Annotated in this window: 11 protein-coding genes and 1 pseudogene; 3 read left to right on the top strand and 9 right to left on the bottom strand. The window is 62.4% G+C overall.

The window, feature by feature from the left end; translation table 11 throughout:
• Positions 1 to 35 precede the first annotated feature (35 nt).
• Both J3489_RS27520 and J3489_RS27515 read left to right on the top strand, forming a co-directional pair.
• Positions 36 to 1,871, top strand: coding sequence for a PDDEXK family nuclease (locus tag J3489_RS27520; RefSeq protein ID WP_207003578.1), 1,836 nt, complete (start codon positions 36 to 38; stop codon positions 1,869 to 1,871).
• A complete protein-coding gene (locus J3489_RS27515; RefSeq protein WP_207003577.1) occupies positions 1,868 to 3,445 on the top strand; it encodes an argonaute/piwi family protein in 1,578 nt (525 codons plus the stop codon). The genes J3489_RS27520 and J3489_RS27515 overlap by 4 nt, the downstream gene beginning before the upstream one ends.
• Before the next feature lie 76 nt (positions 3,446 to 3,521).
• Here the strand turns inward: J3489_RS27515 and J3489_RS27510 are convergent, their stop codons facing one another.
• Entirely contained in the window at positions 3,522 to 4,730 is a 1,209-nt protein-coding gene (locus tag J3489_RS27510) for a tyrosine-type recombinase/integrase (RefSeq protein ID WP_374193492.1), read from the bottom strand.
• A 162-nt stretch (positions 4,731 to 4,892) separates the two neighbouring features.
• Between J3489_RS27510 and J3489_RS27505 the strand changes: the two genes are divergently transcribed.
• The gene (locus J3489_RS27505) at positions 4,893 to 5,951 is read left to right on the top strand and encodes a DNA-binding protein (protein WP_207003575.1); all 1,059 of its coding nucleotides are present in this window, start codon (positions 4,893 to 4,895) and stop codon (positions 5,949 to 5,951) included.
• A 413-nt stretch (positions 5,952 to 6,364) separates the two neighbouring features.
• Here the strand turns inward: J3489_RS27505 and J3489_RS27500 are convergent, their stop codons facing one another.
• From J3489_RS27500 to J3489_RS27465, 8 genes and pseudogenes are all read right to left on the bottom strand, one after another.
• Positions 6,365 to 7,273, bottom strand: coding sequence for a LysR substrate-binding domain-containing protein (locus J3489_RS27500; RefSeq protein ID WP_207003572.1), 909 nt, complete (start codon positions 7,271 to 7,273; stop codon positions 6,365 to 6,367).
• A gap of 70 nt (positions 7,274 to 7,343) precedes the next feature.
• Positions 7,344 to 8,360: a porin gene (locus J3489_RS27495; protein ID WP_207003570.1), complete on the bottom strand. Its 1,017-nt coding sequence runs from the start codon at positions 8,358 to 8,360 to the stop codon at positions 7,344 to 7,346.
• A 199-nt stretch (positions 8,361 to 8,559) separates the two neighbouring features.
• A complete protein-coding gene (locus J3489_RS27490) occupies positions 8,560 to 9,957 on the bottom strand; it encodes an MFS transporter (RefSeq protein WP_207003568.1) in 1,398 nt (465 codons plus the stop codon).
• A gap of 87 nt (positions 9,958 to 10,044) precedes the next feature.
• Positions 10,045 to 10,710 carry a hypothetical protein gene (locus J3489_RS27485; protein WP_207003566.1) on the bottom strand — a complete coding sequence of 222 codons (666 nt, stop codon included), beginning with the start codon at positions 10,708 to 10,710 and terminating at the stop codon, positions 10,045 to 10,047.
• A 43-nt stretch (positions 10,711 to 10,753) separates the two neighbouring features.
• Positions 10,754 to 11,188 carry a GlcG/HbpS family heme-binding protein gene (locus J3489_RS27480; RefSeq protein ID WP_207003564.1) on the bottom strand — a complete coding sequence of 145 codons (435 nt, stop codon included), beginning with the start codon at positions 11,186 to 11,188 and terminating at the stop codon, positions 10,754 to 10,756.
• The gene (locus J3489_RS27475) at positions 11,188 to 12,087 is read right to left on the bottom strand and encodes a dihydrodipicolinate synthase family protein (RefSeq protein ID WP_207003562.1); all 900 of its coding nucleotides are present in this window, start codon (positions 12,085 to 12,087) and stop codon (positions 11,188 to 11,190) included. Before J3489_RS27475 ends, J3489_RS27480 begins: the two co-directional genes overlap by 1 nt.
• A gap of 59 nt (positions 12,088 to 12,146) precedes the next feature.
• A complete protein-coding gene (locus J3489_RS27470; RefSeq protein WP_207003560.1) occupies positions 12,147 to 13,406 on the bottom strand; it encodes a flavin-dependent oxidoreductase in 1,260 nt (419 codons plus the stop codon).
• Positions 13,407 to 13,777: 371 nt separating this feature from the next.
• Positions 13,778 to 14,188: pseudogene (locus J3489_RS27465) on the bottom strand (transposase); the annotation flags it as partial.
• Positions 14,189 to 14,341 lie beyond the last annotated feature (153 nt).

Raw genomic sequence — 14,341 nt, 5'->3', positions numbered from 1 at the left:
AACCCAGCGCGGCAATTTTCTAACCTCACATCGTCATGTCTGCCGATCCGATAACCTACTGTCTTGAGTGCATCTCCGATTACAGAGATTTCGAACGACTGAGCTCAGCCGTTTTGGCGGGGCTGGGATACCCTGAGATCGATCCGCTTGGTGGGACAGGTGACGAAGGTCGAGATGCGGTTATCCGAAGTGACGGCCTAGGCCGAAAAATCAGCTTCGCCTACACGGTCCGATCTGACTGGCGCGTCAAGCTCCGCAGCGACTGCAAACGGGTTCATGACGCAGGTCATGCTCCGGATGTCTTCGTGTTTGTTTGCACTGAGGCGTTATCGGCGTCCGACAAGGATTTTGCGCATCAATTTGTTGGCGACACGTACGGGTGGACGCTCGACCTGTTTGATCTTGAGCGACTGCGGGTGCAACTCGTCGGACCACAACGGCATCTGATTGCGCAGCACCCAGGCATCTTCGCACCGCCGTTCTTTCCGCAATGCGGTGGCGAGTCGATCGCTGAAAGCCACGATACGTTGCTAATCGATCATGTGAAGGAGGATCACGCGGTTGCCACATGGCTAGCTCGCCGTTTGACACTTGCGGGATATCGGACGTGGTGTCACGGAACCGCGCCTCTTGCGGGGGAGCACGCCGACGATACGGTCCAACAGCTGCTTCGGACCCGTGCAGTCCAGTACCTTCCAGTCGTTTCGACTGCCAGTCTGGCGGATACCATTTTTGCTGAGCGATGCACGATCGCCTTGAGCAAGTCGGACTTCGTACTTCCGTGCACTGTAACTGTCGCTTCAGATGCACGCATGCCTTCGCGACTGGCCAAATTGGTCCCAGCCGCCTTCGCTGAGTCATGGAACGTCGGGCTGGGCCAGGTTCTTGCTCGGCTGAACACGCTGGGAATCAAGCCAATGCTGGATCTGGATCGAGGGCGGCAGATTGCTCTTCGTGATTACCTGCCGACGCGGGTGACGGTCGCGAAGCCTGAGCCAGTCTATGCGAACGTGTTTCCCCTTCAGCTTCCGGAGTCGATGCTTCTTTTCGACCTTAGAAGGGCGCTTACGGAAGAACAGGCCGTCGATCTGCGTGCTCGATGGGCATATGTCGAACTGGGCGCGACTCGGCTTGTTGCTTTCACTCAGCCCCCTGAGAACGCCATCTCCGCCATAAAGGTGACCCGTACGCCTGAATTCCTGTGGCAACACGTGAAGGAGCAAGACGGCAAGCGAACTCAGGATCTTGCGAAGGAACTTGCCTGGCGTAGTCTGCAGGTGGTGTGCGCACAGAGAGGGCTACGACTTTGCCCGGACCGCAAGGTTTTCTATTTTCCCGACCGCGAGTCAGGTGTGTGGAATCAGGCTATACGTCACGTCGACGGGCGCGCCACAAGTGTGCAGCTTACGGGCGAACGCACGAAAGGGTGGGGGGAACGTGCCTCACGGTTCTTCTACCAGCTAGCGCCGATTTTTCGTCCACAGCTTGACATTGATGGGTCATGGAACGTGGTCGTCAAGGTTTATGTGCGTGTCACGACACTCGAAGGCGAATTGTTCGAGGGAATCGAGATCGGTCGACGTCGAAAGGTCGTGACAAGGTCGTGGTGGAACCAGCAATGGCTCGCTCGCATGCTGGGCGTAGTTCAGGGGCTTGAGACCTCGCCCGGTCAGGTCATGATAGGCGAAGGGAAGCGGGCGGTAATTATGCAGACCCGGCCGCTCAGTTGGGAGTGTCCAGTAGGGCTCGATGTGTTGGCACTGTCTGGCATGTCGGATATTGGAGAGGAGATCGCTCAGTACCGCGAGCGACTAGATGATGATGAAGAGGGTGATGCGTCATCCCCGATCAAAGGAGCTCCTGCGCCATGACTGATGTATTTCACTTCCTTGGCGAGCCTCTGCTTCAATTCGGCCATGGCCAAACCGCCGAAGACCCGCATGATGGTCTCGCACTCTTTGGCCCGGCAGAACCGCGCACGCAATTGCCCGACCACATTGTCATCGGCACGCCTCAAGGGGTCGAACTCTGGAACGATTGGTGCACTGCATTGAATGCCCCTGCAGCCTGCGTTGATCCCGCGCGCCACCGCGCGTGGCCGCCATTTCCAGGGTTCGACGTTGCATTCGGCGCACGGTGGCCGAATCCTGTCCGGCGCTACCTCGTGGACGCTGACAGTCTGTCGGACGCCTCGCGCAAGGCCGACAAATACGAGCGCGCTTATGCGGTAGCAGGACTATATATTGAGCCAACTGACCGGCTTTCGAAGCTCGACGCCCGGCCGGCGCTCGCGGTCTGTGTGGTCCCCGACGAGGTGTACGAAAACTGCCGACCAAATTCATCAGTTGCGTTAGCGAAGCGTAGCGATAGCGCCCGCAGCAGGCGGGAGGAGAAGTTTCTCAAAAAAGCCATCGACGATCGTAACAGCGGCCAGGTCCGCATGTTCGACGACGAAGATCCGGCCGTTCTCGGGGTGCTGGAAGAAATGGACGAATTCGAGGAAGCTCGCGGCTTGTCACCCGACTTTCGGCGTCAGCTGAAGGCCAGAATGATGGCGCACGAGCTGCCGGTTCAGATCATCAGGGAGTCGACGCTACGAATCGTGCCACCGGTCCGCAATGGTGAGCCTGGGACCAATCCGCTGTCGGACAGGCTCTGGAACTTCGGAACAGCAGTTTTCTATAAATGTGGCGCCAAACCGTGGAAGACGCCGTGGGCGCGAGACGGGGTGTGCTACGTTGGTCTTGCATACAAGCTGACGGAGGACGGTCGCAACGCGTGTTGTGCCGCCCAGATGTTCCTTGACAGCGGAGATGGCGTTGTTTTCGTCGGAGAGTTCGGCCCGTGGTACTCAAAGGAGCGCGGCGAATTCCATCTACCGCCCGACAAGGCGGAGGCACTCCTTCGCGGCACAATCGAGACGTATAAGCAGGAGGATGGACGTCCTCTGAAGGAGATCTTCCTGCATGTCCGCTCGGGAATCGACGCGGAAGAATACGCTGGCTTTCTCCGCGCGTGCCCGCCAGGCGTCAAGCTGACGGCAATACGCGTTCGTCAGGACCGGGGCGGCTTGCGACTCTATCGATACGACGAACATCCAAACGTGACGAAGCGCGGTCAGCATCCTGTTCAACGTGGAGTGTTCTGGCAACGCTCTGAGCGGTACGGGCTATTGTTCACGAACGGTTTTAAGCCACGGATCGCAACCTACGATGGGTTCGAGGTGCCGGTTCCATTGGCGATCAGCATTCAACACGGCGACGCCGATATTGTGCAGGTTGCCAAAGACATCCTTGGGCTTACGAAGCTCAACTATAACGCCTGCCAGCTGGGCGAAGGCCAGCCTATCACGGTCAAATATTCTGACAGGGTCGGCGAGATTCTACTCGCCAATCCGGGACTGCCGTCCGAAAAGTGGCGACACAACTTCAAATATTACGCATAGAGCGAGATGCGGTAAGCGCAGTTTATGGAGTTCTAGATCTTGGTTCCGCCTGCGGCGTACCGCGATCGCATCCGCGCTACGAGCCAGACGGATTTTTCGCGTCATTCCAGTTCATGCGATGACGGGCAACCGTTTCGCGATGGCGCTCATCGTCCTCAGTGTGGAGATACAAGCTCGTCGTGTTCAGCGAGACGTGGCCGAGGTTGTCGCGAATGGTTCGCAGATCAACGCCTCCGTCTGCCTGATGCGAGCCGGCCGTGTGCCGTAGCCAGTGTGCCGAGGCGCGCTCGAGTTCGTCGGCGCGGTCGGCAAACTCGGGGCCTTTGTTGCGTAGCCAGGCTGCCGCGCTGCCAAAGACACCTTTAATCGCGTCATGAATCGCGGAGCGCGACAGGCAGCGTGCTTTCCCCTTGAAGGGGAGGATAAGAGGGGTTTCTTCCGCGCGTGTCGGCAGGGCGGACAAACCGTTCGCCGTCCGGTAGCGGCGCAATTCCTGAATCAGCTCAGGCGAGGCCGGCACAATGCGCTCCTTGTCGCCCTTGCCCAGCGTTTCCAGCCACCACTGGTCCTGGCCGTCGGCACCAAGTCGGCGAAAGAAATTTCCCATCTGACCACCCGCGACCTCTGAGATCCGCATGCCCTGCAGATAGAACAGCGTCGTCAGCCAGCGGCAGCGGGCGTAATAGGCCCGTTGCGCCTCCGTCTCCTGGGGCAGCTGTTGGACGAATTCCTTGACTTCGTCCCACAGCGACACCGACAGGTAACGCGTGACCCGTGGCGCCGAACGCTTGGCGCGTTGACGCAGCAGCGCCATCGGGTTGCCGCGCAGATAGCCGGCGTTCACCAGCCACGTGAACATCGCGTTGAGGATGATCAGCGCCTGGCGTTGGCTCGCCGGCGACAGCGGACCGTTGAAGGGGCGCCAGCGTGCGTCGCCGCGTGGATATTTCCCGCCGTTGGCCGAGACCCAGCGGCCCACGGGTTGCGGATCGACCAGGAAGCCCTTGAACAGCAGCAGATCCTCGTGCGTCAGCGACGACAGCGGCTTGCCGAGCTGCACGACGGCCCACAGCAGCAGTCGCTCGGCTTCCTTGCGGTAGTTGTCGAACGTGGTCTTCGTATCGGCAAAGTTCGACAGCCAGGCGCGCACGGCGTCCAGATCGTTACGGGCTGACAGCTGCGAATGCTCGATCGAGCCACGGTTGATGCCGTCGCGGCCGTCGAGCACGTCGGGCACGACGAGCGATTCCACGGGCTGGACGGTGGCGAGCTGGGTATCGGGCACGGTCTGGAGGCTCCGAAAACGGGGATTGATCGGGGTGAACGCTGGTTCTATGATACACGACATTATAGTACTAATGTCGTGTATTGCGTACAGAACGTTGTTTTTTCGAGTTATACGTTGTATTATCAACACATCCTACCGAACCACCTCATTTGGCCCCTCATGACCCTCGAAGCCGACATTGATGCCGTCCGCGAACGCGTCGCCGACACGCAGGCGCTGTATCGCGAGGTTTGCGCGCTGATGTTCTTTCGCTACGGCGAGACGCCCACGGCCAACAAGCTGTACCAGCTGGTGCGCAAAGGCAGCATGAGCGCGCCGGCGAAAGCGCTGCGGGACTTCTGGACCGAGGTTCGGGAGAAATCCCGGGTCGACGTCGGCCAACCGGATCTGCCCGCCGAAGTGGCCCACGCGGCGGGCGAGCTGGTCGCCAGGCTGTGGCGTCTCTCTGCCGACGCCGCCGGCGGCGCGCTCGAGGCCTTCCGGCAGGAGGCGCAACTGGAGGTGGACGCTGCCCGGGAACGTGCAAGCGAGGCAGAAGCCCGCCATGCGTCCGCGCTGATAACCATCCGGGCGGCCGGCGAAAAGGCTGCCGCCGACGCGGCGCGCATCGCGCAGCTGGAAGCCGAGCTGTTGCAACAGCAGACTGCGCAGACGTTGCTGCGCGAGCAACTGGCGGGCGCGCGTGCCGAGACGAACGCCACCACGGAGGCGCTCGCTGACGCTCGCCGGGACTTTGCGGCTGAACTGGAGAAACTGCGACAGTCACTCAGTCAGAACGAAGAGCGGCTGGCAGCAGCCGAAAAACGCGCGCTGCTCGAAATTGATAACGAACGGGCGGCCTCCGGTCGGGCGAGAAAGGAGCTGCAGCTGGCAACCGACCGGATCAATCAGCTCGAGTCTGCGCATCGCGCTGAGCGTGACGCCTTGCGCGACACCGTCGCTCGCCTGACGGCTCAACAAGGCGCGCTCGAACGAGAGCGCGCAGGCCTCGAAGCCCAGCTGTCCGCGAAGGACGCCTTTCTCGCGGAGCTTGGACGTGAAGCTGAGTCACTGCGCCACCGACTTGCTGTGTCGGACGAAAAGGCGGCGTCAGCGCGACCGGGCGCTGTCAGCCGCCGCTCTGCCCTGCCTTCTCCCGTTTCGAGCGCCCGCAGACAGCGGCGTGAATTGAAGCTTTCGGACGATGTTTTTCGGAGGCGTGTGCGCGCCGTCGATTAGGGAAGGGACATGTGCAACCGCGCCGCTGTATGAAAAGTCCGGGATGCCATGACGACACGACGCGAGACAGCGGGCGGTACCATCCGCCTCCGCCCAACCGAACGGGGGTTCTTGGATGTGTGCGATCGTTACCTTCATCGTTTGTCTCGCAAAATGGATGCGGCCATCAAATCTGGAGCCGATTGTTGACGATCATGCTTGCATGCGCGGATGTCTCTTTTTGGCCGAATTCGGCGTTCGTTCGAAGGCGAATGCCCTTCGTCAGCCAATCTTTCTCCCAGTGGGACACGGACCACTACTATTCAAAGCGGTCCAGCGGAGAGTCGGAGCCCACCCTGAGACAGCCTTATGTCTAATTTAACTGCATCTCATTAGCTGTGAGCTGCATCTTCCGAGCCCTGGGAGAACATCGCCTAAAGCGGTTGCAACCGCCGCGCCTCGTTTGCAAGTGTCAGAAAGCGGATCATACTCACCGAATCCGCCGCCTTGCGATACGCGATGTTGACCGGCACGCGCGGATTGCTAGTCGCTTCGAATGACTTGTAGACCACGTCCGAGTTCAGGAACTGCACCATCGATTTCGGCATCACGGAAATACCGATTCCAGTGGCCACCAGATAAAGCGCGCTCATCAGTCGCGACGGCTCACCGACGACCTTCGGCACGAAGCCTTCGCGCTCGCACGCGTCGAGCACGATATTCGCGATGCCGGAACCGTTGATCTGCCGGTACAGAATGAAGGACTCGTCGCGCAATTCGCTGAGGGTGATCCGTTCGCGCGGATCGATCGCGAGCGGATGTTCGGCAGGCAATGCGACCACCATTTCTTCTTCGAGCAGACTGATGGTCGCGAGCGCCGGATAGCGCGTAACGTCGGAGCGGATGAACGCGACGTCGAGATGCTCCTGTTCGACTTCGCACAGCAGATCGTGCGTCGCCCCTTCGTCGATCTCCACCGCGATCAGCGGATAAGCGGCGCGAAATGCGCGGATCAGGCTGCGCGTCGCGCCGTGCATCGACGACGAACTGGTGAAGCCGATGCGCAGGCGCCCTTCTTCGCCGAGGTCGAAACGCCTGACGCGTTCGATCGCCTGTTCGGATTGCGCGAGGATCTTGCGCGCCTCGCTCAGAAAGAACTTGCCGGTCGCGCTCAGGCGGATCGTGCGTGCCGATCGCACGAACAGCTTGACGCCGAGTTCGTCCTCGAGCGCCTGTATCTGCTGGCTCAGCGGTGGCTGCTGGATGCCGAGCCGGAACGCCGCGCGCGTCACATGCTCTTCTTCGGCGACGGCGACGAAGTAACGCAGATGTCTCAGTTCCATGGGGCGCCCCTGCGATGTCGCGGCGCCGGAAGTGGCGCCGCTGCGATGTTAGCACCGGCCTCGCGCGCACTCAGAACGTATGCCGCATGCCGAATGCGACGCTGCTCGCACCGCCGCGGCCACCAATCTTGTCGAGCAGATAGATCGCATAGAGCGCGGTGCGCACGGACAGCAGATACGTGTAGCCAACCGCGTAATCGTCGCGGCGTTGGTTCGCCGCACCTTGCGTGTCGATGCGGCTGTCGGCCCACGACGCCGAGATCAGGGCGGTAGGCCCGATCGGCACCGACACGCCGAGCTGGCCCGTTCGATCACTGATGTCGCGTCCGACCGTACTGGTCTTGTAGTAGCTGCCGTACAGCGTGAACCACTTTGCGTTATAGGTCGCGCCACCCATCCACGTAGTCTGACGGCTCACGCCGACCGGAAAACCCGGGCCCGTTTTCGCCGATTGATTGAGCACGACCGCCATCAACGGGCCGTTCCGGTATTCGACCGAGAAGCTCCAGTTGTTCGCGCCGTTCGTGCCCGGCACCTGCCCGAACGAAAACAACGCGGTGCCCTCGAAGCCCGCCATTCGCGGACTCACGTAGCGCGCCGCGTTGTTCCACACGCTGTCGCCGACGACGTTGCGGCCGTAATTCGGAATCCACGTCTGCAGCATCAGCGGCGACAGTTGCAGCGACGCGCCGAATGGGTTGGTCGCGGAAGTCGCCTTGAGCAGCGGAATCGTGTAGCGGCCGCCGGTCAATTCTCCGAAATTGCCGGACACGCCGACGTAGGCATTCTTCGACAGGAACGGGTCGGTGTTGTTGCGCCCGATCGCGCCGGTCGACGGCTGAAAAAAGCTCTCCAGTACGAACAGCGCCTTCATCGATCCGCCGAGATCCTCGAAGCCGCGCAGGCCCCAGAACGACGTGTACGTACCGCCGCCGTTGACGACCGCGGCGGCGCCGCTCTGATCGCTGCGTTTGATCGAACCGACGTACGTGTCGACGATGCCGTACAGCTCGACGCGCGATTGCCCGTATGCGACCCAAGGCGCGGCGACGATGCAAAGCGCCAGCAGCAAGGACTTTCCGTTCATTCCCGACTCCTCATGTCTATTCTTGTTCTGGTCGTTCGTTGCCGCTTTGATCCGGCCGCGCGAACACGCACTGCCATGCGAAGTCCCGGACAATGGACGACTCGAGACGCAGCCGTCCCCGCGCGCGGGGCCTGCCACAGGCATGCGCTGCGCGCGAAGAACGGATTGCGGTTGGAACAGCGGCGGGTAACGCCGCCCGTCAGGAACGGTTGGACGCGGGCACCACGCTGGCCGGCACAGCACGCGCCTGGTGCCCTGCCTTGCGCGATTGCCGTCCGAGCGTCAGTACGCAGAACGCACCCATCAGCATCGGCAGCGCACTGAAGTAGAACAGCGTCGACACCGGAAGACCGCTGTGCAGCGCGAGTCCGATCAGATACGGACCGACGATCGCGCCGAGCCGACCTACCCCGTACGACCAGCCCGCGCCGGCCGCGCACAGATCCGTCGGATAGAAGTAGACGGGCAGCGAGGCCGCCGCCTTCTGCGTGCTGCCGACACAGAAGCCGGCCAGCACGATCGTTGCGACCAGCACGCCGAGCGGCAGCGTCATCGCGGGGCCGAGCGCCGCGATGAACAGCGTCCCGACGACGAACAGCGTGCTCATCACGCGGTACGGACCGAAGCGATCGATGAACGGACCGACCACGAGCACCGCGGCGATGCCGCTCGCGCTGAACAGCGTGCCGGTCGAGGTCGCCGCGGCGATGCCGAAGCCCTGATCGATCAGCACGGTCGGCAGCCAGCTTTGCAGGCAGAAGGTTTCGAGGAGCGTCACGAAGAACACGCCCCACATCGCGAGCGTGCCGAGCAGGCGTCGGTCGCAGAAAATGTCGGACGATTTCAGTTGCACGGGCGGCGTGCGACCGTAACTGACCTGCGTGTGGTCGGCGAGCGGCGGGCACGACGGATCGATGCGTCGCAGAATCGTCTGCACCTTCGCGCGCTCGGCCGGCTTGCGGATCAGGAAGCTGACCGACTCCGGCAAATAGCGCAACAGCGGCAGCAGCGCGACCGCCGGAATGATGCCGCCGATGAACAGGATCGGCCGCCAGCCGTAGCGCGTGAGCATCAGGCTCGACAACGAACCGCCGGCCACCGCGCCGAACGCGAAGCCGGTGTTCATCAGGATCATGATGGTGCCGCGATACTTGCGCGGCGCGTATTCCCCAGTCAGCGCGATCGCGCCCGGAATCGCGCCGCCCAGACCGACGCCGGTGACGAAGCGATAGATCATCAGGCTCGTCGCGCTGTTGGCCATCACGGTCAGCATCGTGCAGACCGAGAACATCGCCGTGCATATCAGCACCACGCGCGCGGTACCGATGCGTCCCGGAAACGGCGCGAGCAGGATCAGCCCCGCCAGTAGCCCGGCAAAACCGGACGAGAACACCATGCCGAGCGCCACCTTGTCGATCGCCCATTCGCGCGAGATGCCCGGCGCGATGAAGCCGATGATCTGCGTGTTGAAGCCGTCGGCGAACAGCACCACCGCGCAAAGTACCGCGACTGTGATGCTGAACGACGTGACCCCGCGCGCCTCGATGAGGTCCTGAACGACTACCCTGTCCTGATAGTTCTGTTGATTCGCCTGCATGGTGTCTCCTCCAGATGCATGAGCGCTATGGACATCGTGCGGGCTTCGTGGCCCGCTTTATCGATCGTCCGGTGCCCCTGACGGGGCTTACGAACCTGCCGTGTCGAACCGTTTGCCGTGGCGCGCGAAGGTCGCGTAAGTACCTTCCTTGAACCACGCGTGCACCGCCATGCGGCTGCGCCACGGCGTATCACGGGCGCGCGCGCGTTCGGGCGACGACAGCGCCGCGTCGCTCTGCAGATAGTGAATCGCGAGCCGGTTGTACTTGCCCGGTTCGCCATCGGCGATCGCAAAGCGCCGCACCGCGAGCCAGTCCCTGTTCTGCAACAGGATGGGAATGTGGTCCTCGATGTACCACGCGTCGAAGTCGGCGAGGTTCGCCTCCGGCACCGCGAACATCGCGGTGAAAAGCACCGGTGCCTGTTCGGCGCGCGCATTGAGCGTGCCGGCCGTGCCGATCTCGTCGGCGAGGTAGCGCGTGAAGCCGGTCACGTTCTGCAGCATCCAGCGCGTGCGCTCGCTCGGCTCGCTCTTGACGCGCTGATACCCGGGCGTCTTCAGCGCGCCGCGCGAGGTCATGTCGTACACCACCAGGTTGCTCGGCTGATCGGCACGCGTGTAACGCTGCGCACCGACGAACCCGTCGAGCACCATGCGCACCGGAATGTGCTCCGTGTCGTACCACTCGTTGAATCTGTCGACCCAATCCGCGCCCGGGGTCATCTCGGAGAACAGAATCGATTTTCCGAACATTGCATATCTCCTGTGCGGCCGGCCACGCACGCGGCCGGCGATGTCATGCCGGATAGCTGGTCTTTTCGTAGAAGTAGGCGAGCGCCGCTTCCGCACATTCCACGTCCTGAATCGCGGTGCCCGCGCTGATGCCGATGCCGCCGACCACCACGCCATTCACGCGCACCGGCAGCCCGCCGCCGATCACGCAGAAACGGCCACCGTTGGTCACGTGGATGCCGAAGGTCGGCTCTCCCGGCACGCACAGCTTGTTGTAGACGTGCGTGCCGTTGCGCGCCGCCGCGGCGGTGAACGCCTTGTCGATCGCGATCGCGATGCTGCTGATCTTCGCGCCGTCCATCCGGTCGAAGCGGATCAGGTTGCCGGCCTCGTCGGTGACGGCGATGCACATCGGAATGTTCATGTCGCGCGCCTTGATGGCCGCGCCCTCGATCAGGATCGCGCTTTCTTCGATCGACAGCCGCTGGACGGTAAGCATCAGTGCTCCTTCTTGAAGAGGTCGGTGGCGTGCAGGCAGGTGGTCAGATCGTCGAGATCCTTGCCTTGCAGCGGTTTGAACGGCGGGTACGGATTGCCGGCGTCGACGCCGGCGACTTTCAGCGCTGCTTTCGAAACCGGCAGCAGGCCGTGCTTCATCCAGCGCGCCGGGAACACCGAGAACTGCACCTGCAGGCGCGCGGCTTCCTGCACGTCGCCCGCTTTCCACGCGTCGATAACGCGTGCGCCGAGCGCCGCGGCCGGCGGCGGCAAGGTGCCGCCCGAGCCGCCTAGCTGCAGCGAGATCAGCAGCATCTGCATGGTCGTGTAGTACTTCGCGAGCCCGGCGCGATCGATCTCGACGATCAGCCGTGCGACGCGCGACAGGTCGCGCGAGCTCTCCTTGATGTAGTGCACGCTGTCGAGCTTCGCGAGTTCGATGGTCGCGTCGATCGACACGTCGGCGCCGGGTCCCGGATTCAGATAGAGCACCATCGGCAGCTTCGTTTCGCGCGCGACCGCCTCGAAATACGCGATCTGTTCGGCCTGGGTCGACTCGCCGCCGAACGGCCGCGACGGCACCAGCAACTGCACCGCCTGGGCGCCGAGCGATTCGGCGTGATGCGCGAGATCGATCGCGATCCGGAACGACGAATGCGAGATGCCGACCGCGACCGGCACGCGCCGGTCCACCAGCTCGATCGTGCGGGCGATCAGTTCCTTGCGTTGCTCGAGCGTCAGGTAGTGGTACTCCTGCACCTCGACGCCGGCCGCCACCACCATCTGCGGACGGCACTGCTGCACCACGTAGTCGATCACCCGTGCGAGCGCGGCGTAATCGACGTTCAGATCGTCGCTGAACGGAGTCAGCGGCGGGACCAGCAAGCCTGCGTTACTCATGCGTCTCCTCCATGTGGTTCGCGCAGCCGGCGTATCGCGCCGGCCGCCTCGCGCATCGCCTATACGAAGGACGCACGCTTGCTCAACGCTTCGATGTCGAAGCCCGCGACCGCGCGGTAACGCGCGCCGATCTCACGCAACTCGGCTTCCGAGATCACGTCGCTGATGTGATTGAACGGCTTGCCGCCGGAGCGATCGTAGACCACGCGCAGCACCGTGTCGGGCGGATTTGCGCGATTCATCAGCACCACCTTCGAAGTCGCCGCGACGCGCACTTCGTCGAATTCCTCCAGCGCCTCGACGCTCACGCCCTTGCGCTTGAAGCAGCCGGTCAGATAGCGCGCGTCGAGAATCGCCTGGCCGGCGCCGTTCGAGCCGCGCGGGTACATCGGATGCGCGGCGTCGCCGAGCAGCGTGATGCGCTCGGAAGTCCATGTCGGCAACGGATCGCGATCGACCATCGGGAAGATCAGCGCGGGATCGGTTTTCTGTAGCAGGCCCGGCACGTCGAGCCAGTCGAAATGCCAGTTGCGGTACGGCTCGAAAAACGCGTCGAGCGAGCTCGCGCGATTCCAGTCGTACGACGCTGGACGCGGCCGTTCGAGCGTCGCGACCCAGTTCATCAGCTGATTGCCTTCGGCGTCGATGTTGTTGCGGATCGGATAGACCATCAGTTTGCCGCACGTCATCCAGCCCGCGCGGATCGTGTTCGCGCCGCTCAGGACCGGCTTGAACGGCGTGACGCCGCGCCAGATCGTCAGGCCGGAATAGATCGGATCGCCTTCGTTCGGATATAGCTGACGGCGCAGCACCGAGTTGATGCCGTCGCAGCCGATCGCGACGCTCGCGCGCACCGGTTCGATGCGCTCGCCGTTCGGCGCTTCGAAGAACACCGTCACGCCGTCGCTGTCCTGTTCGACCTTCAGGCAGCGATGGCCGGTCGCCACGCTGTCGGGACCGAGACGCTCCAGCACCGCATCGAGGAACACGCGCTGCATGTCGCCGCGGTGCAGCGAGAACTGCGGCCACGGATAACCGGCCGCCTCGCCGGCGGGCTCGGTGTAGATGTGCTGTCCGTGCTGGTTGAAGTACGACGCATCCTTGGTGCGAATGCCGACCTTGTCCAGCGCCGGCACGAGGTCGAGTTCGTCGAGCTCGCGCACCGCGTGCGGCAGCAGGTTGATACCCGCGCCAACCGCCTTGATGTCCTGGACCGCCTCGTACACGCGGCAACTCACGCCGATCTGATGCAGGCTCAACGCCAGCACCAGCCCCCCGGCGCCCGCGCCGATGATTGCCACTTCGGTATCTTTTTCCATTCCGCCTGCCTCCAGTGAATAACAAGCCCGTCGCTCACGCGAATGGCTTTGTGCTTATGCGGAGGCCAGTATAGAGAGGCGTTTTATATTTTAAAAATATGAATTAGGTCTCACATGCAGAGGTTCAACGTATGCTCGAAAGCCTTATCCAGCGGACTTCTTACATTTTTTACCGGCTCGCCGCCTGACTTTCGCCGGTCACGATTCGAATCCCGCCAAGTCGGACGACGTATTCGCCAGCCGTCGATAAGGCGTTCGTTCGCTCAGTCCCAACGTCTTTGCAAGCTGCTTTCGCGTGCCGTCGAACGTGGCGGCAAACGCGGCGAGTTCCGCATCCGAATAACGGCCGCGCAACGGCAGCGGTGCCGACCGCGCACGCTCATGCCGCGCGCGTACATGCTGATCACGTGGTCGTCGAATTCCGGCAGCCGGTGCTGGTATTTGCCGACCGGTTGCGGCTCGAAGGTGGCCTGCCGGTCACGCGGAATATCCAACGTCAGCTCGCCATTGGGCGTGATGACCGTCTTCGGGCTGGTGCCGTTGCGGTGGTTGCCGACCTTGCCTTGCTCGGCCTCGGTTGTCTGGTGGTGCGTCAGTTCGGCCGCCAGCATGCGCTCGGCCAGCCGCTTCTTGAGCTGGCCGGCCAATCCCGATTCGCCGAGAATCGACTCGGCATCCTTGTTTTGCACCTGGGCCAGCAGTTGATCGATCAGCTCATCCGGAAACAGCTTCGGCGCGCTCGGTTTCTTGCTCTTCTTGGTCATGTTTGTTGTTTCGGTCATAAGGGCGTTTCTTTCGGTATCGTCTCATGACCTCGACACACAAGAAATCTGACAGGCTCCTTTGTGTTCAGCGCCCAGCTCGTCATAGTAGGCCTAGTGATTCGGCTGCGAATCGAGGAACCCCCAGCGTTCCGCGAAGTGCTTGATACCGGC

Origin of the sequence: Trinickia mobilis (assembly GCF_017315705.1) — a bacterium.
Lineage (GTDB): Bacteria > Pseudomonadota > Gammaproteobacteria > Burkholderiales > Burkholderiaceae > Trinickia_A > Trinickia_A mobilis.
The sequence above is the reverse complement of the archived record's forward strand: the minus strand, read 5'-3'. Positions and strand labels throughout refer to the sequence as shown.